Below are 26,401 nucleotides of genomic sequence, written 5' to 3'. Positions count from 1 at the left end.
CGCGCTAGCTCAATTAATTGCGCAACGCCACAGTGTTGCGCAAAGCCACCGTCGCGCGCGTCGTGCGACGCAAGGTTTCCAGCGCATAATGCAGCTGGAAGTCTTCCACGCCTTGCTCTTCAAGCTCTGCTGCGGTCAGCTGGAAACGCGGATCATCGATTGTATCGACTTCAACCTTGGCATCTTCAACGCCCAGATCATTGACGAGGTGCCCGCGCAAATCGCTCTCGCGCAAGAGATATTTATTGCGTTTTTCCAGATCCGGATCGGACAGTTGCGGAACCTTGATGTCAGGCGTGATGCCGCCTTCCTGAACCGACTTTCCGGCCGGCGTGTAATAGCGCGCCGTTGTCAGCTTGATGGCGGAATCACGACCCAGCGGCAAAAGCGATTGCACGCTGCCTTTGCCGAAACTGCGCTCACCCATCACCAAAGCGCGGCGATGATCCTGCAGCGCGCCCGCTACAATCTCTGAAGCTGATGCAGAACCTGCATCGATCAGTACGATCAAGGGCATGTCGGAAGCGATCTCGCCCATATACTTCTGCGCTTCGCGGCGCGGCAGGTGGCGATAGTTGATCAGCTCGTCCGCATCGTAATGGACGCTCTCACCGCGAGCGCGACCACGTTGGGACACGATCCGGCCTTCGGACAGGAACAGGTCTGACAATCCCACGGCTTCATCAAGCGACCCCCCGGGGTTGGAGCGCAAGTCAAGGATCAGACCTGACATCTTGCCCGTGGCCTCGCTTTGCAAAGCTTCCCATGCGGCATAGACATCACGGCCCACATTTGTGCTGAATTCATTGACAGATATCACGCCGATATTGCCGCTCTGGAGCTCGTAGGTCACAGGCTCCAACTCGATAACGCCGCGCGTCACGGAAACCTCGATCGGCTCGTCGCGTCCTGGGCGGAAGATAGTGAGTTCAATCGACGTGCCCTCTGCGCCGCGCATCCGCGCAACCGATGTATCAAGATCATTGCCGTAGATCAGCTCGCCATCGAGATGGGTGATGAAGTCACCTGCCTTGATGCCCGCCTTGTCAGCCGGGCTGCCCTTGAACGGCGAAACGACTTTGACCGCGCCTTCATCAAGTACGACCGAAAGGCCAAGCCCCGAATAGTTTCCGTCGATCATGGTTGTCAGGCGTTGCAGCGCGCTGCCATCGACATAGGCCGAATGCGGATCAAGCGAACCGAGCATGCCGTTGATTGCGCCGCGGATAAGCTGGTCATCCTCAACTTCTTCGACATAGTTGGCTTTGACCTGCTGATATGCTGCAAAAAGCTTGGCAAACTGCGGGCCTGCACGCCCGTCAATCTGCGCCATTCCGGCAGTGGTAGCCGGGATCAATGCCACAGCTGTAACCAGAGCGGCGCTGCGCAGCAGATCAGCAATTCTCATCGGTATTGACTCCAATATTATCGCTCTGTTCTATCGCGCAGCGCAGCTGAACGCCAGATGATGATATCGATCCGTCCCGCAATGGTTCGTTCCAATGGCCAAAACTATTCTGAAAGCGGGCGTACAACGCCGGTCCTCCAGGAATTTCTTATAGCAAACTCAGAGGGTTAATCGGCTCTCCGCGCTCGCGCAGTTCAAAAGAAATCTCTGGCTGCCTAAGTGCCGCAGTGCCGATTGGCGCGCCGCCAATCACCTGCACACCGGTGTTTACACTGGTTTGTGCCAGTCCGGTTATCAGGCTGGTCCAGCCATTTTCGTGCTCGATAATCACGATTCGCCCGAATCCACGATATACGCCGGCAAAGGACACCCGCCCTAATGCCGGCGCAACTATTTGTGCGCCGCTTGCGGGCGCAATGGTAATGCCATTGCTTCGTATTCCCGCGTCACCTTCTTCACCGAAGCCTGTGATCGTCCGTCCGTGAACCGGAAGCTGGAATTGAGCAGGTGGTGACGTTTCCTGCGCGCGCGGCGTCGCGTTAGTGGTGGGCATCACACGAGAGGCCCCGGGACGTGCGGGCCGCATGATCGGCCCGGCAAGCGTTGCGAGTTCTTCTCTGACCAATCCAGCGCGATCGAGCTCGCCGACCAGTTGACCCAGGTCTCGCGCTTGCTCTGCCAAAGCCAAGGCGCGTTGCGCTTCTCGGCGCGCCAGCGCGCTGTTGCTGCGCGAAGCCTCTTGCTGTTGCCGCATTAGTGCCGCGAGCTCGTTGCGGCGGTTCTGCAGATCGGTCTCGCTTGCCTGAAGCTCGGCGAGCGAGCGAGCAGCTTCACTCTCGAGAGCGCGGCCTTGTTCCACTTCACTGTGTAGGCTGGCGGTTTGCTCGCGGATCTGTGGCAAGGTTGTCTCGAGAACAGCGCGTACGTAGACTGTGTCGCGCAGTGACCCTGGTTGCAGCGCCGACAACACAATGGGCCTGCGTGCCATGTTCTGGATCGCTGCGGTCAATCTAACCAGCGGCTGTTGCCGCTTGGCCAACCGCGCATCGAGCACAGCGCGCTGATCCGCGAGAATCGCAAGTTGCGCAGACGCTGCGAGAATATCCGCTTCACTTTGCTGTATCTGCGCAGCCAGCGCCGCGCTTTCCTTCGCCAGCCGGTCAATTTCTGCGGTCGCAAGGCTTGCTTCCTGACTGAATTTCACGGCCCGTTGCTGAGCGAACTCTGCGGTGGCTTGAGCGCGTTCAAGTGCCTGTCGCGCATCCTCTGTACTGCCGAATCCCGCGACCGATGCCGTGGCCGAGCTGATATTCAGCGATTCTTGTGCCGCCAATGCGCCCCAGCCGATGGTGATTGCGCCTGCTCCAACGAGCAGCAGCTTCGTAAGGTTGGGGCTATCAGCAGGCATGCCCTCACCCTGCCCGATGATAGGGGTGCCCTGCAAGAATTGTCGTAGCGCGATAGAGTTGCTCCATCAGCATTGCCCGCGCCATCAGGTGCGGCCATGTGGCCTTGCCAAAGGCGAGAAGCAGATCGGCCTCGGTGCGCTCCTGCTTGTTGTGGCCATCGGCAGCGCCCAGGACAAAGCGCGCTTCGCGCATGCCGTCATCGCGCCAGCCACCCATGATCGACGCCAATTCTTCTGACGTCAGATTCTTGCCGCGCTCATCCAACAGCACGGTTTTGCAGGGTGTTTGAGGTTCAGGAATTCGCCCGCCAGTTTCGGGCAGTTCGGTCAGCTTGACCGGCCATTGCAATCGCTTCTCGTATCGGGCCACAAGTTCTGCCTCCGGGGACCGAGCAATTTTGCCGCGTGCAATGACGTGAAGAAGCATGATCAGAAATTCGCGAATGCGCTGCGCCGGGATGACTTCCCACGCCCACGCAGTTCAAACGTTAGGCGTTGCCTGCGGCCGGTTTTGCTTCGTCAAAGCCCCACATGCGCTCCAGATTGTAGAAGCTGCGGACCTCCGGACGGAACAGATGCACGACCACATCACCCGCATCGATCAGCACCCAGTCAGCCGCCGGGAGCCCTTCAACGCGCGCGGAGCCAAAGCCCTGCTGCTTGATTTTCTCTGCCAGTTTTTGCGCCATCGCGGCGACCTGACGGGTCGAGCGACCCGACGCGATCACCATATGGTCAGCTATCGAGCTCTTCCCCTCAAGCGGGATCGAGACCAATTCCTGTGCCTGGTCATCATCAAGCTGGCCAAGCACGAGTTTGTGCAGTGCGTCAGAAGACAGATCGGACTTAGCCATGGATTGCAATCCCTGGCTGGCGGTTTCGGCAGAAGCCGTGGATATTTGCGCCTGATTCATAGGCGTTTGCGATACTCCCCAATGTCAATTGGTTGATGGAAACAGGTGCGAAGATGCGCACTGGATCAGATGGAACGCTGATGCGCTCTATCATGAGCCCCCCTCTTCCCAAGCCTCTGGCCCGGCGTGCACCAGGCGATGAGTCAGTGGATCGCGAGGAGGAGCTCCGGCATAGCGCAAAGCCCAGTCCGGATCAGCGCGGCGGATCGCCGTGGCTGAACGTGGATCGGGATCAAAACGCAATAACACCAGTGCCGGTGCGCTCCCATTGCCCCCGTTGAAGAAGCTGGCGTTCGGAACCTGATAGCGCCTGAGCCAGGCCATGGCGGGGCTCGCCAAAGCAGCACCGTTATAGCCAGGCCTTGCGATGACCGCAATCGGCATTGTTCGGGCAATGGTGCGCCATTTGCGCCACAGGTGAAACTGCGCAAGATTGTCTGATCCCATCAACCACACGAACTGCCGCTTGGGGTAGCGCAGGGTCAGCGCCCTGAGTGTATCGACGGTATATCGTGTTCCAAGATCCCGCTCGATCGCTGTCGGTACAATAGGGACGCCTCGCGCCTGATCCGCCGCCGATTTGAGCCGTGCCGGAAGCGGCGCCATGCCTTTCTTCGGCTTGAGCGGATTGCCAGGCGAGACCAGCCACCAAACTTCATCCAGCCCCAGCGCATCCATCGCATAGCGCGTGATCCGGCGATGCCCGCCATGTGCGGGATTGAAACTGCCGCCCAGCAAGCCTGTTCGGATGGGGGTCATGCTGCGCAGGACTTATGGCCTTGCCTGTCCGCTACCACGGACTTGCCATTTGTAGGTGGTGAGGCCCTCTAGCGCGACCGGACCGCGCGCATGAAGACGCCCGGTGGCAATGCCGATCTCCGCGCCAAGTCCGAATTCGCCGCCATCAGCGAATTGGGTCGATGCATTGTGCATTACGATCGCACTGTCGACTTCGGCGAGGAAGCGTTCGGCCGCGTCCGGGTCATCTGTGATGATCGCTTCGGTGTGGTTGGAAGAGTGACGCGCGATATGCGCCATTGCAGCGTCAAGCCCGTCAACAATTGCGACCGAGACAACCGCGCCAAGATATTCCGTGCCCCAGTCACTGTCGTTCGCCGAGACAACTTGAGTATTCAGCGACTGAGCACGCAAGTCACCCCGGACTTCGCAGCCCGCATCAAGCAAGGCCCGCACGAGGTCGGCCGCTGCTGTGAATCTGACATCAATCAACAATGTCTCCATCGCCCCGCAAATGCCCGTTCGGCGCATCTTGGCATTGACTACGATCTCGCGCGCCATCGCCGGATCAGCTGCCGAGTGAACGTAAGTGTGACAAATGCCGTCCAGATGCGCCAGCACTGGTACCCGCGCATCGTTCTGTACCCGCTCGACAAGGCTTTTGCCCCCGCGGGGCACAATCATGTCAATCAGGCCAGCCGCCCTGAGCATCGCGCCAACAGCTTCGCGATCCTGGGTTGGCATCAGCTGCACGATTTCCGGAGCCAGACCCGATGCGGTCAGCCCGCGGACGAAGGCGGCGTGAATGGCTCTGTTCGAATGCGCCGCTTCGCTGCCTCCGCGTAGCAACGCTGCGTTGCCGGATCGCAGGCAGAGTGCAGCCGCGTCAGCGGTCACATTCGGGCGGCTTTCATAAATGATGCCAATCAGCCCGATCGGAACACGAACCCGGCTGATCTCGAGACCATTCGGCCGAGTTGAACTGTCGATAATATCGCCCACCGGATCGGGTAAGCTGGCCACGGCCTCGAGGGCGGAGGCCATCGATTCTGACCGATTTGGATCAAGGGTGAGGCGGTCCAGCATGGCACCAGTTAGTCCTCGCGCCTCGCCATCAGCCACGTCCTGAGCATTGGCGGAGAGGATCGCAGCAGAGTCTTCTCGAATGGCGGCGGCTGATTGCATCAGCGCGTCAGCCTTTGCCGCACTCGAAAGCGCCGCAAGTTTGCGCTGGGCCGCGCGCCCTTTGAGCGCGAGGCCTTCGACAAGGCTGGCAAAATCCGCCGTTCCAGGGTCAATCTTAGTAGCCATCCTGCTTGCAATAGCAGCGTGACACCACGCTGTCAGTCAGCGAATCCTAGGGGGCTATAAAGACAGAATTCTGCGGCTTTTTGGTAAACTTGCGACGCAGGGATTTTAAGGAATCCCCTTATGGGGTCGATTCATCGCAGCTTCATTTCGACTCGACCCGCACGTAAAGAAATGATTCGACCTTTGTGTCTAGCGACCTTAGGCATCGCACAGGGTAATTAAAGCAGCACCACGAAGAGGGGTCGCATTGCAACACGAACAATCCGCTAGCGGGTGGGGCAACCGCTTGCGTCGATGGTTTCCGGACCGTGAATTCTTCATGCGGTCAGAGGGTCAAGTCCGCTTTATCAAGATATCATCGCGCGTGCAGATGGCCGCAGCATCAGTCGCGCTCGCCTTGCTGGTCGGATGGGGTATCTCGATGGCAAGCATGGCGTGGACACAATATCGCGCCTCTGCGGATCGGGCATCGCTCCTCGCACGCGAAGCGCATGTCGCCACACAGGAAGAGCGAATGGCCGCCTACGGCGGTGATCTGGAAGGCGTGGTTGAAGATCTGAAGGCCCGGCAGGAGTTCCTTGAAGCCATTGAGCCGATGCTGCCAGAAGACATTCGCGAAGGCGAAACCGTATCCGATTCCTCAAGCGAGGCGGCTGAAACTATCGAGAAAGTTGGCGCCCTGATCCCGGAAGCGCGCGGCCTTGCAGAGATCGAAGCGCGCCAGCTCGCTTTTGTTGAACGCTTGACCCGATTTGCTGACCGCCGTGCAGAACGCACCGCAAATGCAATGCAGAAGCTCGGCCTAGATCCACAGGCAACGTTGCGCCGCGCGGAACGCGAGGCATTGGGTGGTCCGCTTGAAATTCTCGCGACTTCGGCCAGCGGTGAAGTTGACCCGCGTTTTGAACGCTTGGGCCTGAGCCTTGCGCGGATGGCTGCGCTCGAGGCCAGTTTGGACGCTATCCCCCAAGTCAGCCCAACCAATATGAGCCAGACCCGTATGTCGTCTGGCTTTGGCTATCGCCGCGATCCCTTCACTCGTCGCGGCGCGATGCATCGCGGCCTGGACTTCAAGGGTCCGCGGGGCTCACCAATCTATGCCGCAGCCGATGGACGGGTTAGTTTCGTCGGTCGCAAGTCGGGATATGGCAATGTTGTGGAAGTCAGCCACGGTAACGGCGTTATGACACGCTACGCCCACCTTTCCGCTTTCACTTCGCGTGTTGGCGATGAAGTCAAGGCTGGCGATCCGATCGCCAAGCTCGGCAAAACTGGCCGTTCCACCGGCCCGCACTTGCATTTCGAGGTGCGCATCAATGATCGCGCGGTCAATCCGCGCCCCTTCCTGGAGACCGCGCAAGATGTTCTCAAAGAAGCCCGCGAACCCGACGCGGCCGGCAGCAACGAGTAGTTCGATGGCCGGCAGCAGCTCCAGTTCGACCTTTTCCGTGATCGGATCAGACGTCAGAATCAAAGGTGATGTCGAAGCATCGGCAGACCTGCATGTCGATGGTTCGATCGAAGGCGACATCAAATGCTCTTCGCTGGTTCAGGGCGAAACGAGCCAGATCACCGGCGGAGTCGTGGCCGAAACCGCGCGCCTGGCTGGCAAGGTCAATGGCTCGATCCGCGCCCGCGAATTGGTCGTGCTCCGTAGCGCGCAGATTCACGGTGATGTGCAGTATGAGGCCTTGACCATTGAACAGGGCGCGCAAGTCGATGGCCGTTTCGCACATGGCACAAAGGCGAACGATGCGGTTGCCGCTTCGCAAAAGCCGGCGCACCAACCTACGGGTGACCAACCCAAGGCTGAGGATGGCGAACCAAAGCTCGGCCTGGTCAACTAAGGCCATCCAAGTTTGGGAAAGATTGAGGGCGTCCATTTCGGGCGCCCTTTTCATTTGATTCTTGATTTCAAGCAGTCCTGAAGGACTTCGGCGTGTGTTGGGGGTGGGCGGCCTCAGAGGACTTCGGCGCGCAGGGCCTTGCGATCCAGCTTACCGATCAGAGTCTTGGGCAGTTCGTCCCGGATCACCACGAGATCGACCCGCTCATGCTTGCCTACGCGATCGTTGACCCAGCTGGCGAGCTCCTCTGCCGTCGCCATCGCACCCTTGTTCAGCGTCACAAACGCGCGCGGCATTTCGCCCAGGTAATCATTCGGCACACCGATCACGAGCGCTTCTTTGATCGCTTCGTTTTGAACGATTACATGTTCGACCTGGCTCGGGAACACTTTGAACCCGCCCACTGCGATCATGTCTTTGATGCGGTCAACGATTTGCAGGAACCCATCCTGGTCGATCACCGCAACATCGCCGGTTCGCAACCAGACTTTGCCTTCGCGCTCAATCAACACTTCGGCCGAGGCTTCTTCGCGATTCCAGTAACCGCGCATGATTTGCGGCCCATGCACTGCAAGCTCGCCTGGTTCGCCCTCGGGGGCAAGCTTGGTGTAATCTTCTTTGTCGAGGAACATCAACTCAGTACCGGCCATCATCGCTCCGTAATAGGCGCTCGCATAGATCGGCACATTGGGGAGAAACAGCCCTACACGGTCACCCTTCTTGATCCCAAGCGCGCGCAGGCGGCAAGCGAACACATCCGCTTCGGCGAGAACAGATTTGTAGGAATAGGTACGGCCAAGGAAATGCAGAAACGGCGCATCCCCGCGCTGCCTTGCCGTGCGCACAAACATGGCCGGCAGAGTTACCGGTTCAAAAACAGTGTCCCACGGCGTAGGGTGATTATAGGCCGCGGGGTTACTAACACTCATGTCAATAGAATGATGTAAGCCACCCTAAGGCACAAGGAAAATCGCCCCCGATTTCAGGCAGGATTGCCCTTATTCAGCGCCATCCGCGTTTTCGCCTTCTTCAGCGGCGCGTTTGGCTTCAAGCCATGCTTCAGCTTCGGCTTCCTGCGCAGCTTCGTTGGCGGCTTTTTCAGACGCCACACGTTCAGCACGCAATTCCTCGATCAGCTTTTCCTTGTCGCTGCGATTGTCGCCCTCGGTGATTTCGGGCGCCTCGATCCCAGCGCGCTTAGCGGCCTTGGCAACCACTGCGTCGAGCTCGCGCTGCGAACATAGGCCGAGCGTCACGGGATCTTTCGGCTGAATGTTCTGGATGTTCCAGTGGGTACGGTCACGGATCGCATTGATCGTGTTACGCGTGGTGCCGATCAGCCTTGAAATCTGTGCATCGGACATTTCCGGGTGGCTGCGCAGGATCCATGCGATACCGTCCGGCTTGTCCTGACGCTTCGACACTGGAGTGTAGCGCGGGCCCTTGGTGCGGGTCACTTCTACCGGTGCTTTCTGCATCTGCAATTCGTATGTCGGATCTTTCTCGCCGAGTGCGATTTCCTCATGGGTCAGCTCGCCGGAGTGGACCGGATCGCGACCAGTGTATTTGCTGCCCGCAAGATCATCGGCCATCGCCTGAACTTCGAGGATATGAAGGCCGCAAAACTCTGAGATTTGCTCAAAAGACAGGCCGGTGTGGTCAATCAGCCAAGTGGCAGTCGCATGCGGCATCAACGGTTTCGGTTGGGCCATGATAAATGTTCCTCAAGAATTCCCGCACCGAACAAATCGGGCGTAAAAATAGAAGGGCCGCCCCTTTCGGAGCGGCCGTTGCATGAGGGTAGATAGGGGCAATCGGCGGATTCGGCAAGCCAATTAGGCGGGCCCTTCAGGCAAGCAGAACTTCGGCGCTAGCCGATCCCTCCTCTTCCAACGGCACGAGGCCAGATACGAACTGGTGCGCGGCGGTTTCCCAGCTGTAGCTGGCGCCAAGACGCGCACAGGCATCGCGGTCAGAATATCGGGCAACATCAATAGCTCGCGCGAGTTCATTGCACATCGCGCCAACTTCTTCGGTCAAAATGTCAACCGGTCCGGCAACGGGGAATGCTGCCACCGGCGTACCGCAAGCCAGCGCTTCGATCATGACCAGGCCAAATGTGTCTGTCTTGCTGGGAAAGACAAACACATCAGCACCGGCATAGCATCCAGCCAATTCGCGCCCCGTTCGTTTTCCCAGGAATGTCGCTTTCGGAAACTTCGCTTCCAATTCAGCCCGCGCGGGGCCGTCTCCGACCACAACTTTGCTTCCCGGATAGTCGCAAGACAAGAATGCCTCTATATTCTTTTCTACGGCTACCCGCCCGACGTAGAGCAGGATCGGCCCCTCGAGATCGCGAAACTCGGGCGGTGGCGGCGCATCGGGTGTAAAACACTCCAGGTCAACGCCGCGGCTCCAGTGATGCAGCTGGTGTAGCCCGCGTTCTCGCAACTGGGCGCGTATACTGCGGGTCGCCACCATCACACGTTGCGCCGGCTTGTGAAACCAGCGGATGAACGGCCAGATTCGATCAGGATCCATGCCCGTGCGCCGAGCGACATATTCGGGGAACTGCGTGTGATACGCGGTGGTGAAGGGAATACCGCGCCTGACACAATAATTGCGCGCAGCAAGGCCAAGTGGACCTTCGGTTGCAATGTGCACTGCGTCGGGGTTGAGCCACGCCAACCGGCGTCCGACTGCGCCCGGCAAGGTGATTGCCAAGCGGATTTCAGGGTAAGTCGGGCATGGTACTGAAGTATAATTGTCAGGCGAGATTACCGTAACATCATGTCCCCAGCCGCGCAGGATGTCACAAGTGGTCGAAAGCGTACGAACAACACCGTTCGTCTGCGGATGCCATGCGTCAGTGACAATCGTGATCGTGTGCGGTGAGTGGGAGGCGGCGACAAAGCTGTCTCCGGTTAAGGCACCAAATGCGTTCATGCTGCCTCCAGCTCTGTTTGCTCACTGTGAACACGGGGGTCGCTCTGGCCGTCGCGCGCCGCGATCTCTTGAGGCCAGTTGAGAATCTCCATCCGTCCGTCGAAGTGCTCGACCAAGGCGTTGCAGCCCTCGACCCAGTCGCCATCGTTCCAGTATTCGATAGTCTTGCCACTGTGGGTGAATTCACGAAATTCGGCTGTGTGGATGTGGCCGCAAATCACGCCATCAACGCCGCGTTCAGCCGCAGCTTTGGCCACCACTTCTTCGTAGCGGCCAATAAACTCGACCGCATTCTTGACCTTGTGCTTGGCCATTTTTGAGAGCGACCAGTAAGGCAAACCCAAGGCGCGGCGCGCCTTGTTGACCCAATGGTTCAGGCCCATCATCACATGGTAAAGCGTGTCCCCGACAAAGGCGAGCCAACGGTGTGCGAGCATTACCGCATCGAACTCGTCACCATGCAACACGATCAGGCGGCGGCCATCAGCAGTATCGTGGAACGCCGCACGGCGGATCTCGACCCCACCAAAGTTCAGTCCGGTAAACTGACGGAACATCTCGTCATGATTGCCTGGAATATAGACGATCCGTGTGCCGCGACGCGCGCGCTTGAGGATGCGCCAGAAGATATCGTTGTGTTCTGCTGGCCAATAGAACTTTTTCTTCAATCGCCAGCCGTCGATGATGTCTCCGACCAGGTACATCGTTTCGCTGTCAGTATGGTCGAGGAAGTCGATCAGCAGCTCTGCATTGCAGCCTTTGGTGCCAAGATGCACATCGCTGATCCAGATGGCCCGATACTTGCGCCGCTTGATCCCTTCCGGCTCGGGCGTTTGCAGTCGGCGCGTGGGAAGTTTGGCAATGGAGCCCAAGTCGCTGTCAACTGAAGGCAAGGGGAATGCTGAGGATGCGAGATCGTTCATGGGGACTCCTTCGATCTTGGCCCAAACAAGGCTTTTCGCTCAGGAGCTATGGCAGTATATTGTTACAATCGATTCACATTTTGATGACTGTTTGGGGTAACTGCGACATCTGGAAGACAGGTATATTCACCCATTTCAAGGCGGCTTATTGATCGTGCGCTACCTTTAGCACGATCTTGCCGATGTGTTCGCCGGCTTCCATCCGTGCATGCGCAGCAGCAGCGTCAGACAGCGGGAAAACTTCATCCATCACCGGCTTTAACTCGCGCGAAGCGAAAAGCGGCCACGCGGTCTGCGCGATCTCGTCACACAGCGCGGATTTGAATGCATCGGAGCGCGGTCGCAATGTCGAACCCGTCAGCGTCAAGCGCCGCATCATCACATACGCCATGTTGAGCTCTGCCTTGGGCCCACCGAGAACCGCAATGGTTACATGGCGGCCGTCTTCGGCCAGGCATTTGAGATTGCGCGGCACATAGTCACCTGACACCATGTCGAGCACGACATTTACGCCTTTGCCGCCTGTGAACTCTTTCACGGCGTCGACAAAATCGGTTTCGCGGTAATTAATCGCCAAATCGGCTCCAATTTCTCGCGCCGCCTGACATTTGGCCTCATCGCCGCAAGTCACGACAACTTTGGCATCGAACGCTTTGGCCAGCATGATTGCCATCGTGCCAATGCCCGACGTACCGCCGTGCACCAGCAGCGTCTCGCCATCGCGCAGAAACCCGCGCTCGAACACATTATGCCAAACGGTGAAGAGAGTTTCGGGCAGCACGGCCGCCTCTACAAGTGGCATGCCGTACGGCACCGGCAAACAATGGCCCCAGGGCGCAGCACAATATTCCGCATATCCGCCGCCTGGTGTCAGTGCGGCGACTGTTTGGCCAAGCATTCCCTGAGGAACTTCACTGCCGATTGCCACTACTTCGCCAGCCACTTCCAGCCCCGGCAGCGGCGACGCGCCAGGAGGTGCCGGATAGTGGCCTGCGCGTTGTATGCAGTCAGGCCGGTTGACCCCCGCATAGGCAACGCGGATCAGCACATCTGTGGGCTTGACGTCAGGCAGAGGCATTTCACGCGGCGTCAAGACCTCTGGTCCGCCCGGCGTATCGAACCCGACAGCTTGCATTGTCACCTGCAACTCACCCGCCTTGGTACCCGCCATCGCTCAATCAGCCCTTGTTTGTCTTGCGCCGCATCCGGCGCTGTGTCTGCAAAGCGACACTTCGCCACGCAACGCCTGTTTGCGACGGGAAGTAGCGACCCTCTCCATTGACAGCAAGCCAGTCAAATTGCGATGTTAGCATTAGATGGACTTGGATGATCTTCCGCGCCCCAAGGGCGATGCTGCGAGCAAGCTCGCGCGCGAAGACCTCTCGCCTTATTCTCAAGACGAGCTGGAACAGCGGATCGCCATTCTCGAAGCGGAGATTGTGCGTGTGCGCGAACATCACAGCAAGGCTGCAGCTCACCGCAGTGCGGCTGACTCGCTTTTCAAGAAATCGGACCCATGAGCCGGTCGCGCGCGTTCTGGATTCGCAATTTCGCAAATCGCGCCCATATTACGGCCAATCGCCTAGGTTTGCTTAACCACATCAATTCACTCTCTCCTTCAAGGGAGAGGTGCCCACCCCCACTATAGAGTGCTCACATGCCAAGTTTTGCCCAGAACCTCGAAAGAACGCTGCACAATGCCCTCGGAAACGCATCCGAGCGTCGGCATGAATATGCCACGCTGGAGCATTTGCTGCTCGCGCTGATTGATGATGAAGATGCAGCGCAAGTCATGGCCGCTTGCGGGGTGGATCTGGCCGAGCTGGGCGAAGTCGTGAAGCAATATCTCGACCAGGAATACCAGTCGCTGAAGACCGAAGATGGCGCTGATCCACAGCCAACCGCGGGTTTCCAGAGAGTGATCCAGCGCGCGATCCTGCATGTGCAATCATCTGGCAAAGACACTGTAACCGGCGCGAATGTGCTGGTGGCGCTGTTCAGTGAACGCGATTCCTACGCCGTCTACTTCCTGCAGCAGCAGGATATGAGCCGGCTGGATGCGGTTAGCTATATCAGCCATGGTATTGGCAAAGGCGGACGGCAGCTTGAAAGCAAAGGTGTGGCTGGATCGGAAGAGCCACAACAGGATGGCGCAGCAGAAGCCAAAGAGGGCGGTGCAAAGAAAGAAACCGCGCTCGACCAGTTTACCGTTAACCTTAACGCCAAGGCTGAGGCCGGCAAGGTAGATCCGCTGATCGGTCGCGGACCGGAAGTGGACCGTACGATCCAGATCCTGTGCCGCCGCAGCAAGAACAATCCGCTTTACGTCGGCGATCCGGGCGTGGGTAAAACCGCGATTGCAGAAGGCCTGGCCCGCAAGATCGTCGAAGGCGACGTTCCCGAAGTGCTGCTGGATGCAGTGATCTACTCGCTCGATATGGGCGCGCTGCTCGCTGGCACGCGTTATCGCGGTGATTTTGAAGAACGCTTGAAGCAGGTCGTGGCAGAGCTTGAACAGATGCCCGACGCGATCCTGTTCATTGACGAAATCCACACGGTCATCGGCGCTGGTGCAACCAGCGGCGGTGCGATGGATGCTTCCAACCTGTTGAAGCCGGCTTTGTCTTCAGGCGCGATCCGCTGCGTGGGCTCCACAACCTACAAGGAATTTCGCAATCACTTTGAAAAGGACCGCGCGTTGCTGCGTCGGTTCCAGAAAATTGATGTGAACGAGCCGACCATTGATGAGACGATCAAGATCCTGAAAGGTCTGAAGACCGCATTCGAAGATCACCACAAGGTCAAATACACACCGGACGCATTGAAGACAGCGGTCGAGCTGTCGGCGCGCTACATTAACGATCGCAAATTGCCCGACAAGGCGATCGATGTGATCGATGAAGTTGGCGCGATGCAGATGCTGGTCCCTCCCAGCCGCCGCAAAAAGAAGATCACCGCACGAGAGATCGAGTCCGTCATTGCGACAATGGCGCGCATCCCGCCGAAATCGGTCAGCAAGGATGACAAGAAAGCGCTCGAGAACCTTGAGCGTGATCTGAAGCACGTCGTGTTTGGTCAGGATGAAGCGATCCATCGGCTTTCAACTGCGATGAAGCTGTCACGCGCTGGCCTGCGCGATCCGGACAAGCCGATTGGTTCGTTCCTGTTCTCCGGCCCGACCGGGGTCGGCAAGACCGAAGTCGCGCGCCAGCTCGCCAGCATCATGGGCATCGAGCTGAAACGCTTCGATATGTCCGAATATATGGAGCGCCACAGCGTTTCGCGCTTGATCGGCGCGCCTCCGGGCTATGTCGGATACGATCAGGGCGGATTGCTGACCGATGCGATCGACCAGAACCCGCATTGCGTGCTGCTGCTCGACGAGATCGAGAAGGCGCACCCCGATCTGTTCAACATCCTGCTGCAGGTGATGGACAATGGCCGTCTGACCGACCACCACGGCAAGACTGTCGACTTCCGCAATGTTGTGCTGATCATGACCACCAATGCCGGTGCAGCTATGATGGCAACCCAGGGCATCGGCTTTGGCGATGTGTCGAAGGAAGACGCGAGCGATGAAGCGGTGAAGAAAATGTTCACCCCTGAATTCCGCAATCGTCTCGATGCGATTGTGCCCTTTGCCTATCTGGGCAAGAGTACGGTCGCCCGCGTGGTCGACAAGTTCATCTTGCAGCTTGAATTGCAGCTTGCCGAGCAGAACGTGCACATCCAGTTTGACAAAGATGCGCGCGGCTGGCTGGCCGACAAGGGCTATGACAAGCTCTACGGCGCCCGCCCCATGGGCCGCTTGTTGCAGGATCGGATCAAGCAACCTCTGGCGGAAGAGCTGTTGTTCGGCAAACTTGTCGAAGGCGGCGAAGTGCATGTCACGATAAAGGACGGCAAACCGAATTTCGAGCTGACGCCCGCGCCGCCCAAAGCCAAGCCGAAGCGCAAGCCCGCTGCCAAGAAGAAGCCGGCTGCAAGGAAGGCTTCGCCAAGCAAGAAACCTGACGCCGATGCCGGTAGTGGCGCGGACGGCGGCAAGGACGACAAATCGTAACCTTTCTTCGCTGGCATTAAGTCCGCAGATGTGCATGAGTGCGCCCCTTAGTTCTTGCGACCAAGGGGCCCCTCATCATGCGTTCACTTAAAATTTTCGCTGCCGCAGCGTTGCTGGCGATTCCCGCCATTACGCTGGCAGCCGACGATCAGGCCGAGGCACCACCTGCGCACTTCACCGGTGCGGATCTGTTCAACCTGACAATCGCAACCGACCCACAGATCAGCCCTGATGGCCGCCAGATTGCCTATGTCCGCATGGCGAATGATATTATGACCGACAGCGCTGTGCGCTCGATCTGGTTGATCGAACTTGCAAGCGGCGCAGAGACTCCATTGGTAACGGGCGCAGGCGCGCATTTCAGCCCGCGCTGGTCACCCGACGGATTGCGCCTGGCCTATATCTCGACCAAGAGCGGCGGCGGACCCGAGTTGCATGTTCGGTGGATGAACAGCGGTGTTGCTGCGAACATCACGGCTTTGCCCGAGGGCCCCGGCGGCATCAGTTGGTCACCCGACGGTAGCCAGATCGCTTACACCGCACGCGTGCCCGGAAAGCCGCTTAGCCTGGGCAGCGCACCCGCCAAGCCCGAGGGTGCGGAATGGAAGGCGCCACCAAGCATCACAGACGCGGTAACGTACCGCATCGATGGCGGGGGCTATCTCAAACCGGGCTTCACGCAGATCTTCGTTGTTTCGGCAAAGGGCGGCGCACCGCGCCAGTTGACAAGTGGAGACCGGCACCACTCGGGTGCTTTGGAGTGGTCGCCAGATGGAAAGACGATCCTGATCAGCGGAAATCGCGATGACGATTGGGAGTTGGCCGGGGTCGACAGCGAGATCTACGCGATCGATCTGGCATCGGGCGATATCAACGCCCTGACCACACGCGATGGTCCGGATTTCGCACCGCAAATCTCCCCCGACGGAACCCAGATCGCTTACCTAGGGTTCGATGATCGCGCGATGGCGTATCAGCAAGCCGAGCTTTACGTGATGAACCGCGATGGTTCCGGCAAGCGTCGCGTGGCGGCCGGTTTTGATCGCGGGTTTGACAGTCTGGAATGGACCGATGGCGGGCTTTACGCCGGTTTCGAGGATGAGGGTGTTTACCGCGTCGCAAAGATATCGCTCACAGGCAATGTTGATCGCCTGAATGCACGGGTCGCAACGCCGGGATATTCCCGGCCCTATGTGGGCGGCGAATGGAGCGTGTCCAGCAGGGGCACGCTGGCCTTTACGTCTGGCAGCGCGACACGGCCGACCGATGTCTCTGTGTTGGCCGGACGCAATCCGCGCCAACTGACCGCGCTCAATGAAACCTGGCTTTCAGGAAAGACGCTGGGCCAGACGATCGAGTTGGATGTCACAGCCGCGGATGGAACCAAAATCCCTAGTTGGATCACCCTGCCGCCCGATTACGAGCCGGGCACGCGCGTGCCGCTGGTGCTGGAAATTCATGGTGGTCCCTACGCGGCATATGGTGCGCATTTCAGCACCGACTATCAGCTTTATGGCAGCGCAGGGTATGCAACACTCTTTACCAACCCCGGTGGCTCGACCGGATACGGCCACGCCTTCGCTGACCGGATCGAAGGTAATTACCCAATCTCGAACCATGATGAGCTGATGGCCGCAGTCGATGCTGCAATCGCTGCGGGTTACGCCGATCCTGAGAACCTGTTTGTTACAGGCGGTTCGGGCGGCGGCATCCTGACCGCGTGGATCGTGGGCCAGACCGATCGCTTTGCGGCGGCAGCTTCGAACAAGCCGGTTATCAACTGGACCAGCATGGCATTGATGAGCGATGGCTATGCCTTCTTCGGCAAGTACTGGATGAAGGGGCAGCCATGGGAACGCGCTGACGACTATTGGCGCCGTTCTCCACTGGCCGCAGCCGCTAACATCAAGACGCCGACACTGGTCCTGGTTGCTGCAGAGGATTACCGCACCCCCCGCAGCGAAGCCGAACAATTCTACGGCGCGCTGCAAGTTCTCGGCGTCGACACTGCGTTGCTGGTGACGCCGGGCGGGAGCCATGGCGATTTGACAATGTCACCCAGCCAGCTGGCCACGAAAACCGATTCGGTGATAAAATGGTTTGAAAAGTACCGGAAAGACGAAAAATCTGACTAGCCAAGCGGCTATTTCAGTCCGGCTTCAAAAACCGCGATAGCGTGGTGCTTGGCATTCTCGGCATAGTGCGCCACGCCCATCCGCATGCCGGCAATCGCAGCATCGGATAGCTCTCTCATAGGCTTGGCCGGGCGCCCCGCCCACAGCATACGGTCTTCCATCACCTTGCCTTCGGTCAGCATCGCGCCCGCCGCCAGCATGGCATCATGGCCGATCACAGCCTTGTTCATGGCGATTGCGCCAAGGCCCACAAAGCCGCGGTCTTTGATCGTGCACCCATGCACCATCGCCATATGCCCGATCAGTACGTCATCACCTATGATCAGAGGTGAGCCCTCTTCATCACCAGGGCGCGGCGGGTCGCAATGACATACCGTGCCATCCTGGATATTGGTCCGCTGCCCGATCTCGATCCGGCTGACATCGGCGCGCAACACACAATTGTACCAGATCGAGCTCTCCGCGCCGATCGTGACATCGCCGATGATGGTGCAGCCTGGAGCGATAAAAGCGGTGTCATGAATATGCGGCACTTTACCGTGGATCGGGATGATGTTTACGCCGGGCCGGAACATTATTTTGTCTCCCACTGCTCTCTTGAAAGCGAATATTGTATCGCCGGGTTATCACGCGGATCGTACGCAGGGTCATCAAAGTCGAGATCCTTGCGACGCTCCATGCCCAGCTTCTCCATGAAACGCCAGCTGGCCTCGTTGCGCTCACTCGTGATCGCAACGAGATATGGCACGCCAATACTGTCAAACGCCCAATTGATCACCGCGCGCATGGATTCATTGGCATAACCGTGCCGCCAGCGGTCCTCGCGCACCAGCCAGCCGATCTCGTGATCACCCACGTTGGGCGCGAGCGGATTGTCGACCCGCTTCATCCCGCAATGGCCAACCAGCTCTCCGGTCGACTTCTCGATCAACATCATGAAACCAAAGCCTTCACGTGCAAACCAGCTCATTGATTTGGCGTGCTTCGCTTCGATCTCGTGGAGCTCTTTGACGCCGCCCAAACATTCCATCACGGCTGGCGTGTTGAGCAATTCATACTGAAGCGCCGCATCGCTTTCCTCGATCTTGCGCAGAATCAACCGCTCGGTTTCGATTACGATATCAGGCATGCTGCGCTTCCCGGCTTGCACGATCAATCGAGTAGACGATGATCAGGGGAGTATCGGGCGTGAAATCGGCGTTCTCGAAATCAAGGTCTTCGCGCCGCACCATGCCGAGCTTGATCATCAGCCCCCAACTTGGCGCATTACCTTGAACGGTCAGCGCAATCACTTCATCCGCGCCGAAACGTTCAAAAGCCAGATCAAGCGACGCAACCGCTGCTTCCTTGGCATAGCCTTTGCCCCAGGCGTCTTCTCTCAACCGCCACCCGACCTCCATCATACCGATCGGGCCGCCATTCTGATTGCAGCGCTTGAGCCCGCAAAAACCCAGAATGGCACCGTCATCCTTGCGCTCGACACACCAGAAGGTGTGCCCGTGGTCCAGAGTGTAGGACAAAAGCCGGTCCTGCGCTGCCTGCCGCTTTTCCGCGTCGCACACCCCGCCAAGCCAGCGCATCACATTGGGCGTATTGGTGCCTTCCCAAAACGGGAGCCAATCGTCCTCGCGCCAATCGCGTAGGATCAACCGCTCGGTTTCGTGCTGGAATCCTTCGTTCATGTCAGCAATTGAGAATGCGCGCAGCCACCGGCGCATGATAGGTCAGCACTCCGCTGCAACCGGCGCGCTTGAAGGCGATCAGTTTTTCCATCAGCAACGCATCACGGTCCCCGATACCGGCAGCCTGCGCGGCCTCGATCATCGCATATTCGCCGCTCACCTGATAGGCGAACACGGGAATGCCAAACTCCTGCTTCACGCGGTAGATAATATCCAGATAGGCAAGGCCGGGCTTCACCATCACACTGTCGGCGCCTTCCGCAATGTCCAGCGCAACTTCGCGCAGCGCTTCGTCGCTATTGGCCGGATCCATCTGGTAGGTTTTCTTGTCGCCTTTGAGCAGCCCACTTGAACCCACCGCATCGCGAAACGGGCCGTAGAATGCGCTGGCGTATTTGGCAGCATAGCTCATGATCTGGACATTTGGGTGCCCGTTCATCTCCAGCGCCAAGCGAATCGCATGCACCCGGCCATCCATCATGTCTGATGGCGCGATGATGTCCGCGCCTGCCTCTGCCTGATTGAGCGATTGATCGACGAGCACGGCTACAGTGTCGTCATTGACGACATACCCTGCGGCATCGATTAGCCCGTCTTGCCCGTGCGCCGTATAAGGATCGAGCGCGACATCGGTGAGGATGCCGATATCGCTGCCGCAAGCATCACGGATTGCTTTGATCGCTCGGCACATCAGATTGTCCGGGTTGAGCGCCTCTGCCCCATCATCGCTGCGTTTGTCCGCGGGCGTGTTAGGGAACAGCGCAACACACGGAATGCCCAGCTCGACCGCCTCCCTCGCACGGGCCGCGATACCGTCAATCGACCAACGCGATACGCCGGGAAGCGTTGCGATCGGCTCTTCCACACCGCTACCTTCAGTGACGAACAGCGGCCAGATCAGGTCCGCAGGTGTCATCACGGTTTCGCGATACATATTGCGGGCCCAGCCGCTGGCTCGGGTGCGCCGCATGCGCACATTCGGGTACGATCCACTCATAGGCCAGAGTGTTGCCGCATTATCTATCGCTTAGCAATCTATCAACGCCCTGCCTCAGCTGACTTGAAGCGGATTATCGAGCTTTTCGATCTCACGCTCCGGTTCCGCCACTTCTTCAGGGCGGATTTCAAGATCCGCCAGAGCGGCGCCCGGCTCAACCTCTTTAAGTCGCGCCAAGGCGGCCCGGAAATCGACCAATTCACGGCCCTCAAGCTGAGCGCGGCGGACAAAACGCACTCCCCGCGGATCTATCGCGCGCCCCCCCCGATACATCTCGTAGTGCAAATGCGGGCCGGTCGAAAGGCCGGTTGATCCGACATAGCCGATAACCTGACCGCGGCGAACACTTTCCCCGCGGCTGGCGGCGATCCGGCTCATATGGCAGTAGCGGGTCGACAGCCCATTGCCGTGATCGAGCCGCACCGCATTGCCGCAACCACCCATTCGCCCCGCCGCACTCACTCGCGCGTCCGAGACAGCAACGATGGGCGTGCCATGGCGGGCGCGGAAATCGATGCCCGAATGCATGCGGCGATACCCCAGTATCGGGTGGCGACGCATCCCGAAGCCGGATGTGATCCCGCCCGGTACAGGCGCGATCAATCCGTTTCGCTGCTCGCCAACGCCGGATGCTTCATAAAAAATGCCATCCTCTCCCCAGCGCATCAGCTGCGTCTTGGGTTCACCATCGCGCTCGATCCCGGCATAGAGCACCTGGCCTGCCTGCCGCTCACCCGTTGCGGCGCGGCGGTAAGCAACAATCATGTCGAACTCGTCGGTCGAACGGACGCTGCGGTTGAGGTCAATCTGGCCATCCAGCGCCTTGATGAAATCCTGCACCGCGCTAGCAGGTGCGCCTGCGGCGCGCGCTGAACGGTACAAGCTCTGCCCGACAGTGCCGCGAATGCGCAGCGGCGTATCATCGACTCGAATGGTGTTGCGACGCAAAGACAGCCGGCCATCGTTGTTCTCTACCCGCAGCTCAAGATCGAACTTGGCCCGAAAGGACAACTCATCGAGTGGCCGAGGTGTGCCCTCTGCCACGCGGCGACCCAGCACAATGTCAAAGCGGGTGCCGGCAGTGAGCTCTTCCATCTCGATGGCGCCGCCGATCAGCTCCTGCACGCGTGACGCATCGGCAGAGCTCAATCCGGCACGTTGAAGCATGCGGTCAAAACTGTCTCCGCGGCCCAATGTCGCGACCAGCTCTATCTGTGGGCGTTCTGGTGCGGCCTCAAGCGCGCGGACCTTGGGCCCGGCGCCCATCTGGCGGCCGCTGTCAGCGCCAAGCGCCAACGGCATGATCATGTGGCTGCGAAATTCGTCCAGCGCCACTTCGTCCAGCTCCATGGCAGGCCTTGCCTCGAGCGGCGCGAAGTCTGGCCACAACAATAGCGCGACCGCGCCTAGGCCAAGCATCGTGCCAAGACCGCGAAACCAGGTTCCGCTTCCGATATTCTGCGCCAGGTCGGGAGCAAGATCTACCCGCTCTAGCTTGCGCGAAGTTTCATCGCGCCATTCTTCATAGCGAGATCGCCAACCACTGACACGCTTCAAGACGATTTTGGCATTGTCTGACGACTTACGTGACGCACGAGCAGAACCGGCTTCACCGAAGTCAAGCATCGGCTCTTCAGGATCGAACGCGCCTAAGGACGGATCGCCCAGTGGCTTGTCATCACCGCTGCCCATGTCGCGCATGTGATCCAATTGATCTCAACTCCCAGCTGGCGCCAAAACAGCGCTACATCCCAATCGAACGTCCCTTTTCGGTTTATTGGCGAAGATTTCTCGCAGATCAAAGTAAATTGCGCCTTAATCATCGACCAGATGAGTCCCCAAGGCGACGAAGTGTTGAGAAGCGGCACGGCGTGGGCATCAGGCGGTTGCCGCGGCCCGCGCGCGATGCCACTAAAGGCATTGTGAGCGACAGCACCATCAAGGCGGTTCTCGGGCCCACCAATACCGGCAAAACCCATTTGGCGATCGAACGGATGTGCGGACATTCCTCGGGCATGATGGGATTTCCGCTGCGGTTGCTGGCGCGCGAAGTCTATGATCGGGTTCGTGCAATCAAAGGTGACAAGGCGGTCGCCCTGATCACCGGTGAAGAACGGATTGAACCGCCCGACGCGCGGTACTTCTGCTGCACCGCGGAGGCCATGGATCGGCTGGGAGCGGGGAAAGACGGTCTGCACGCCTTCGTGGCACTCGATGAAGCGCAGATCGGCGCTGACCCGGAACGCGGGCATATCTTTACAGATCGCTTGCTCAACGCGCGCGGCCGCGAGGAAACCATGATTCTCGGCTCGACAACGCTCGAACCCCTGGTCAGAAAACTTATTCCGCGCGCGGAAATGGTCGAGCGACCTCGTTTTTCGACGCTCAGCCACGCCGGAAGCTGCAAATTGTCGCGGCTACCGCCACGCAGCGCGGTCGTCGCATTCGGCACCGACCAGGTTTACGCCATGGCAGAGGCTTTGCGCAGGTTCAGAGGCGGGGCCGCAGTGGTGATGGGAGCGCTTTCACCGGAAACCCGAAACAAGCAGGTTGAATTGTTCCAGAATGGTGAGGTTGATTACATCGTCGCCACCGACGCAATCGGCATGGGATTGAACCTCGATTTGCACCATGTTGCCTTTGCGGGCCTCTCAAAATTCGATGGCAAACACAAACGCCGACTGACCCCTGCCGAAATGGGGCAAATTGCAGGCCGCGCCGGGCGGCATCAGCGCGACGGCACTTTCGGAGCGCTCTCGGGCATGCGCGATGGCAAGGGCACGCCCGCCGAATTCACCGATGAAGAGATCTATGCGATCGAAGAGCATCGCTTCGCGCCATTGACGCATTTGTTCTGGCGCGAGGCCGAGCCACGATTCGACAATCTCGCAACCCTGATCGCCGACCTGGAAATGAAGCCTGATGAGCCAGAGCTTCGGCCCGCACCGGAAGCGATCGACTTGGCCGTCTTGAAACGGCTGTCTGAAGATCCGATTGCTGACAGCGTTAAGGGTGCCGGATCTGTCCGCCGGTTCTGGGAAGCCTGTTCGCTGCCCGATTTCCGCTCCGTGGGTGCGGGCGTCCATGCCAGTTTCGTCAAAAGATTGTGGCAGGATCTTCGCGAAGGCTATCTCGGCGCCGATTTTGTCGCCGCACGCATTGCAGAGCTTGATCGCATGCAGGGAGACATCGACACTTTGCAAGGAAGGATAGCCGCGATCCGAACTTGGGCCTATATCTGCCAGCGGCCGGACTGGGTATTGGCGCGTGACGAGATGTTTGCTCGCGCGCGCGCAGTCGAAGCCAAACTGTCGGATGCGCTGCATGCGCGGCTGACAGAGAGATTTGTAAACCGAAGGACGTCGCTTTTGATGAAATCGCTGGGCCAGGATGGAAGTGCATTGCCGGTCGAACTCGCCCCTGATGGCACGCTTACAGTCGACGGTGAGCTGATTGGTCGGCTGGACGGCTTTCGGTTTGCGGTCGCACCGGATGCGACAGTTGCCGATCGCAAGATGTTGCTCGCTGCGGGTGAAAAGGCTTTGCCGGCGCTGTTGGCGCAGCGTGCCCAATGGCTTGCCGGTGACGGCATAGGCGAGTTGACGATCGGCAATGGCGCGATTCTGTGGGGCGAGCACAAGCTGGCCACTATCGAGCTGAGCGACGACTTCGGAACCGCCCGAATTGCATTTGTGCGCGAATTGAGCGCGCTGCCGGAGGCATCGCGGCTCAGTTTTGAGGCGGCTTTGCAGAACTGGTTGGACATAAGACTTGAGCCACTCGAGCCCTTGCGCAAGCTGGCTGCGGCCGCTCAGGACCCGGCCGCCGGGTCAGAGGCGCGCGCTTTATTGCACACCGTTATTGCCGGCCACGGGGTGGTGACGCGCGAAGATGCGGGCTTGCAGCATCTGCCCAAGGAAATGCGCCCCTTTCTGCGCAAGCTGGGTGTGGTATTCGGCGCGCTTGATATATTCGCACATGCTTTGCTCAAACCCGCACCCCGTCAGCTGCTGCACGCGCTCGGGGTAGACAAGCAGCCGCTGAACGAAGCGATGTTGCCAGTGCTCAAAGATGTGAAACAAGCACCAGCCGGATACCGCCCCGCCGGGTCACAGATGATCCGCGTCGATCTGGCGGAGAAGATTGTGCGCGCCGCGTTCGATGCGCGCGCCAAGGCAACGCCTGAAGGCGGCAAACCGCCTAAGCGTTTCTTCTTTGACACGGCATTGCCAATCTCGATCGGGCTTGAAGCAGACAATGTGCTGCGCTTGCTTGGAAGCGCAGGGTTCAAGCGCTTTGCTGCACCAGCGCTGGCCGAGGGGGTATCAGGCCCGGCCACGCCCGATAGTTGGAATTGGCGCCCGAGACGCCTGGGCGGAAATCCGCAACGGCGGACGCAGCACAATCGCGGGGAGCAGGGTAAGCGCGGTAAGCGCAGCAGCAATCAGGGCAAGCCACAAGTCCGCAGCGCCCAACCACCGCGCAAGCCCGCTCATGAACCTGCCCGGGCAAGCGGCGCGTTCGATGCGCTGAGGGATTTGCTCGGTTAATGGGCGAAGGTGCCTGCAGAGGCATGCGAATCGACCGCCTGCTGGTCTATTTACGCATTGCACGTACACGCAGCCGCGCCTCTGTCATGGTCGATGCCGGACACATGCGCCACAATGGCCGGCACATTACCCGCACCAGCGAGGAGATCCGCGTCGGAGACGTGCTTACCTTCATGCTTGGCACTCAGGTCAAGATAATCGAGGTTCTCGAGCTGCCCGAACAACGCGGCTCGCCTGAAAAGGCCCGCTCTCATTATCGGGAGCTTGACCGGAGCGGCGAAAAACCACTAGCAGCGAAAGTGCAACATAATCTGCAAGGGAATTCCGCCACATGACCTATGTCGTCACCGAGGCCTGCATCAAATGCAAATACACCGATTGCGTTGAAGTTTGCCCTGTCGATTGCTTCTATGAGGGCGAGAATATGCTCGTCATCAATCCCTCCGAATGCATCGATTGCGGCGTGTGTGAGCCGGAATGCCCCGCTGAAGCGATCCTGCCTGACACAGAAGACGGCCTCGAAAAATGGCTCGAGCTCAACACCAAGTTTTCTGCGGAATGGCCCAATATCACCAGTCAGAAAGAGCCGCCCGCTGACGCCGATGATCACAAGGGTGAAGAGGGCAAGTTTGAAAAATATTTCACTGAAGCCCCCGGCGAGGGCGACTGATTCGCGATCAGTGCCCTGGCTGCTGAAAACCTGACAATCCGGCCAGATATGCGCGTGTTTCGCACCGAATAGGTTGCGACTCGTAATTTTGTTCCAATTGTGTTACACAATTGATCAACCACGCCGGATTGGTCCCGGCGCTCGGGTGAAAATAGGAAGGCTCGGCCAACAGCAAACATCGATAGGCACCAACGCGGCGCCTGCCCCGGCAGGCCCGATCAGGTTCCTTCGACTGCCTGTTTGGATCGTGCCAGTAGAAAGGATTTTGCATGGCAAACGAGGCCCTCGCCTTTAGTGTAGGCGACTATGTTGTTTATCCCAAGCACGGTGTTGGCCGTGTTATCGAGCTTCAGAATGAAGAAATCGCCGGGATGCAGCTCGAACTCTATGTACTGCGCTTCGAGAAGGAACGCATGACCCTGCGCGTTCCTACCAACAAGGTAGAATCAATCGGCATGCGCAAGCTGTCGTCTGACACGACCTTGAAAGAGGCTATGGAAACGCTGAAAGGCAAGCCCAAGGTCAAGCGCACAATGTGGTCACGCCGCGCGCAGGAATACGAAGCGAAGATCAACTCCGGCGAGATCGTATTGATCGCTGAGGTAACACGCGATCTGTTCCGCCCCGAAGATCAGCCCGAGCAAAGTTATTCGGAGCGCCAGATCTTTGAAGCGGCCTCCAGCCGGCTCGCTCGCGAACTGGCGGCGATGGACGAAACTGACGAGCCGACTGCGCTTGAGAAAATCCTCGACGTGCTACGCACCCATGCGCCGCAATATTACGAGACAGATGAGGAAGATTGATCCGCA

25 protein-coding genes are annotated in these 26,401 nt (G+C 58.9%); 9 read left to right on the top strand and 16 right to left on the bottom strand.

Going from position 1 to position 26,401, the window contains the following annotated elements; translation table 11 throughout:
* Positions 1–13: 13 nt before the first annotated feature.
* From QZ487_RS02625 to QZ487_RS02600, 6 genes are all read right to left on the bottom strand, one after another.
* Positions 14–1,408 carry a S41 family peptidase gene (locus QZ487_RS02625; RefSeq protein WP_296023206.1) on the bottom strand — a complete coding sequence of 465 codons (1,395 nt, stop codon included), beginning with the start codon at positions 1,406–1,408 and terminating at the stop codon, positions 14–16.
* Positions 1,409–1,556: 148 nt separating this feature from the next.
* Entirely contained in the window at positions 1,557–2,816 is a 1,260-nt protein-coding gene (locus QZ487_RS02620; protein ID WP_296023204.1) for a peptidoglycan DD-metalloendopeptidase family protein, read from the bottom strand.
* 4 nt (positions 2,817–2,820) lie between these two features.
* Positions 2,821–3,243, bottom strand: coding sequence for a 23S rRNA (pseudouridine(1915)-N(3))-methyltransferase RlmH (locus QZ487_RS02615; RefSeq protein WP_285976221.1), 423 nt, complete (start codon positions 3,241–3,243; stop codon positions 2,821–2,823).
* Between the two features lie 61 nt (positions 3,244–3,304).
* Positions 3,305–3,670, bottom strand: coding sequence for a ribosome silencing factor (rsfS, locus tag QZ487_RS02610; RefSeq protein WP_285976220.1), 366 nt, complete (start codon positions 3,668–3,670; stop codon positions 3,305–3,307).
* Between the two features lie 150 nt (positions 3,671–3,820).
* Positions 3,821–4,489, bottom strand: coding sequence for a nicotinate-nucleotide adenylyltransferase (locus QZ487_RS02605; RefSeq protein ID WP_285976219.1), 669 nt, complete (start codon positions 4,487–4,489; stop codon positions 3,821–3,823).
* Positions 4,490–4,501: 12 nt separating this feature from the next.
* Positions 4,502–5,779, bottom strand: a complete 1,278-nt coding sequence (locus QZ487_RS02600; protein WP_296023202.1) for a glutamate-5-semialdehyde dehydrogenase — start codon at positions 5,777–5,779, stop codon at positions 4,502–4,504.
* A gap of 286 nt (positions 5,780–6,065) precedes the next feature.
* Here QZ487_RS02600 and QZ487_RS02595 point away from each other — a divergent pair, with 286 nt between their 5' ends.
* Both QZ487_RS02595 and QZ487_RS02590 read left to right on the top strand, forming a co-directional pair.
* Complete coding sequence (locus QZ487_RS02595) at positions 6,066–7,190, top strand: M23 family metallopeptidase (RefSeq protein WP_285976217.1); 1,125 nt, start codon at positions 6,066–6,068, stop codon at positions 7,188–7,190.
* 4 nt (positions 7,191–7,194) lie between these two features.
* Positions 7,195–7,626, top strand: coding sequence for a polymer-forming cytoskeletal protein (locus tag QZ487_RS02590; RefSeq protein WP_285976216.1), 432 nt, complete (start codon positions 7,195–7,197; stop codon positions 7,624–7,626).
* Between the two features lie 113 nt (positions 7,627–7,739).
* Here QZ487_RS02590 and QZ487_RS02585 read toward each other — a convergent pair whose 3' ends face one another.
* The 5 genes from QZ487_RS02585 to QZ487_RS02565 all read right to left on the bottom strand — a co-directional run bounded on the left by QZ487_RS02585 (position 7,740) and on the right by QZ487_RS02565 (position 12,666).
* Positions 7,740–8,555 (bottom strand): AMP-binding protein, encoded by an 816-nt coding sequence (locus QZ487_RS02585; RefSeq protein WP_285976215.1) that lies wholly within the window; start codon positions 8,553–8,555, stop codon positions 7,740–7,742.
* 69 nt (positions 8,556–8,624) lie between these two features.
* Positions 8,625–9,338: a DUF1013 domain-containing protein gene (locus tag QZ487_RS02580; RefSeq protein WP_285976214.1), complete on the bottom strand. Its 714-nt coding sequence runs from the start codon at positions 9,336–9,338 to the stop codon at positions 8,625–8,627.
* 136 nt (positions 9,339–9,474) lie between these two features.
* The gene (locus QZ487_RS02575) at positions 9,475–10,572 is read right to left on the bottom strand and encodes a glycosyltransferase family 1 protein (RefSeq protein ID WP_296023200.1); all 1,098 of its coding nucleotides are present in this window, start codon (positions 10,570–10,572) and stop codon (positions 9,475–9,477) included.
* Positions 10,569–11,495 (bottom strand): UDP-2,3-diacylglucosamine diphosphatase, encoded by a 927-nt coding sequence (locus QZ487_RS02570; protein WP_285976212.1) that lies wholly within the window; start codon positions 11,493–11,495, stop codon positions 10,569–10,571. The genes QZ487_RS02575 and QZ487_RS02570 overlap by 4 nt, the downstream gene beginning before the upstream one ends.
* A 145-nt stretch (positions 11,496–11,640) precedes the next feature.
* Positions 11,641–12,666 carry an NAD(P)H-quinone oxidoreductase gene (locus QZ487_RS02565; RefSeq protein ID WP_285976211.1) on the bottom strand — a complete coding sequence of 342 codons (1,026 nt, stop codon included), beginning with the start codon at positions 12,664–12,666 and terminating at the stop codon, positions 11,641–11,643.
* 145 nt (positions 12,667–12,811) lie between these two features.
* Between QZ487_RS02565 and QZ487_RS02560 the strand changes: the two genes are divergently transcribed.
* The 3 genes from QZ487_RS02560 (at position 12,812) to QZ487_RS02550 (ending at position 17,693) form a co-directional block, all read left to right on the top strand.
* Positions 12,812–13,015 (top strand): DUF1192 domain-containing protein, encoded by a 204-nt coding sequence (locus QZ487_RS02560; RefSeq protein WP_285976210.1) that lies wholly within the window; start codon positions 12,812–12,814, stop codon positions 13,013–13,015.
* 137 nt (positions 13,016–13,152) lie between these two features.
* The gene (clpA, locus tag QZ487_RS02555) at positions 13,153–15,558 is read left to right on the top strand and encodes an ATP-dependent Clp protease ATP-binding subunit ClpA (RefSeq protein WP_296023198.1); all 2,406 of its coding nucleotides are present in this window, start codon (positions 13,153–13,155) and stop codon (positions 15,556–15,558) included.
* Positions 15,559–15,635: 77 nt separating this feature from the next.
* A complete protein-coding gene (locus QZ487_RS02550; RefSeq protein ID WP_296023197.1) occupies positions 15,636–17,693 on the top strand; it encodes a S9 family peptidase in 2,058 nt (685 codons plus the stop codon).
* 8 nt (positions 17,694–17,701) lie between these two features.
* Here the strand turns inward: QZ487_RS02550 and QZ487_RS02545 are convergent, their stop codons facing one another.
* Genes QZ487_RS02545 through QZ487_RS02525 form a run of 5 tightly spaced genes read right to left on the bottom strand, consistent with a single transcriptional unit; the run spans position 17,702 to position 22,073 of the window.
* A complete protein-coding gene (locus QZ487_RS02545; RefSeq protein ID WP_285976207.1) occupies positions 17,702–18,268 on the bottom strand; it encodes a gamma carbonic anhydrase family protein in 567 nt (188 codons plus the stop codon).
* Positions 18,268–18,822 carry a GNAT family N-acetyltransferase gene (locus QZ487_RS02540; protein ID WP_296023196.1) on the bottom strand — a complete coding sequence of 185 codons (555 nt, stop codon included), beginning with the start codon at positions 18,820–18,822 and terminating at the stop codon, positions 18,268–18,270. Before QZ487_RS02540 ends, QZ487_RS02545 begins: the two co-directional genes overlap by 1 nt.
* A complete protein-coding gene (locus tag QZ487_RS02535; RefSeq protein WP_296023195.1) occupies positions 18,815–19,375 on the bottom strand; it encodes a GNAT family N-acetyltransferase in 561 nt (186 codons plus the stop codon). The genes QZ487_RS02540 and QZ487_RS02535 overlap by 8 nt, the downstream gene beginning before the upstream one ends.
* Before the next feature lies 1 nt (position 19,376).
* Positions 19,377–20,372: a porphobilinogen synthase gene (gene hemB, locus QZ487_RS02530; RefSeq protein ID WP_285976204.1), complete on the bottom strand. Its 996-nt coding sequence runs from the start codon at positions 20,370–20,372 to the stop codon at positions 19,377–19,379.
* Positions 20,373–20,426: 54 nt separating this feature from the next.
* A complete protein-coding gene (locus tag QZ487_RS02525; RefSeq protein WP_296023193.1) occupies positions 20,427–22,073 on the bottom strand; it encodes a M23 family metallopeptidase in 1,647 nt (548 codons plus the stop codon).
* 221 nt (positions 22,074–22,294) lie between these two features.
* Here QZ487_RS02525 and QZ487_RS02520 point away from each other — a divergent pair, with 221 nt between their 5' ends.
* From QZ487_RS02520 to QZ487_RS02505, 4 genes are all read left to right on the top strand, one after another.
* Complete coding sequence (locus tag QZ487_RS02520) at positions 22,295–24,922, top strand: helicase-related protein (RefSeq protein WP_296023192.1); 2,628 nt, start codon at positions 22,295–22,297, stop codon at positions 24,920–24,922.
* A gap of 23 nt (positions 24,923–24,945) precedes the next feature.
* The gene (locus QZ487_RS02515; RefSeq protein WP_285976201.1) at positions 24,946–25,257 is read left to right on the top strand and encodes a S4 domain-containing protein; all 312 of its coding nucleotides are present in this window, start codon (positions 24,946–24,948) and stop codon (positions 25,255–25,257) included.
* Entirely contained in the window at positions 25,254–25,592 is a 339-nt protein-coding gene (fdxA, locus tag QZ487_RS02510) for a ferredoxin FdxA (RefSeq protein WP_285976200.1), read from the top strand. Before QZ487_RS02515 ends, fdxA begins: the two co-directional genes overlap by 4 nt.
* 269 nt (positions 25,593–25,861) lie before the next feature.
* A complete protein-coding gene (locus tag QZ487_RS02505) occupies positions 25,862–26,395 on the top strand; it encodes a CarD family transcriptional regulator (RefSeq protein ID WP_285976199.1) in 534 nt (177 codons plus the stop codon).
* The last annotated feature ends 6 nt before the right edge of the window (positions 26,396–26,401 follow it).

Source organism: uncultured Altererythrobacter sp. (assembly GCF_913057185.1).
GTDB classification, from domain to species: domain Bacteria; phylum Pseudomonadota; class Alphaproteobacteria; order Sphingomonadales; family Sphingomonadaceae; genus Erythrobacter; species Erythrobacter rubellus.
This window is presented reverse-complemented; position numbering and strand designations above follow the sequence as displayed.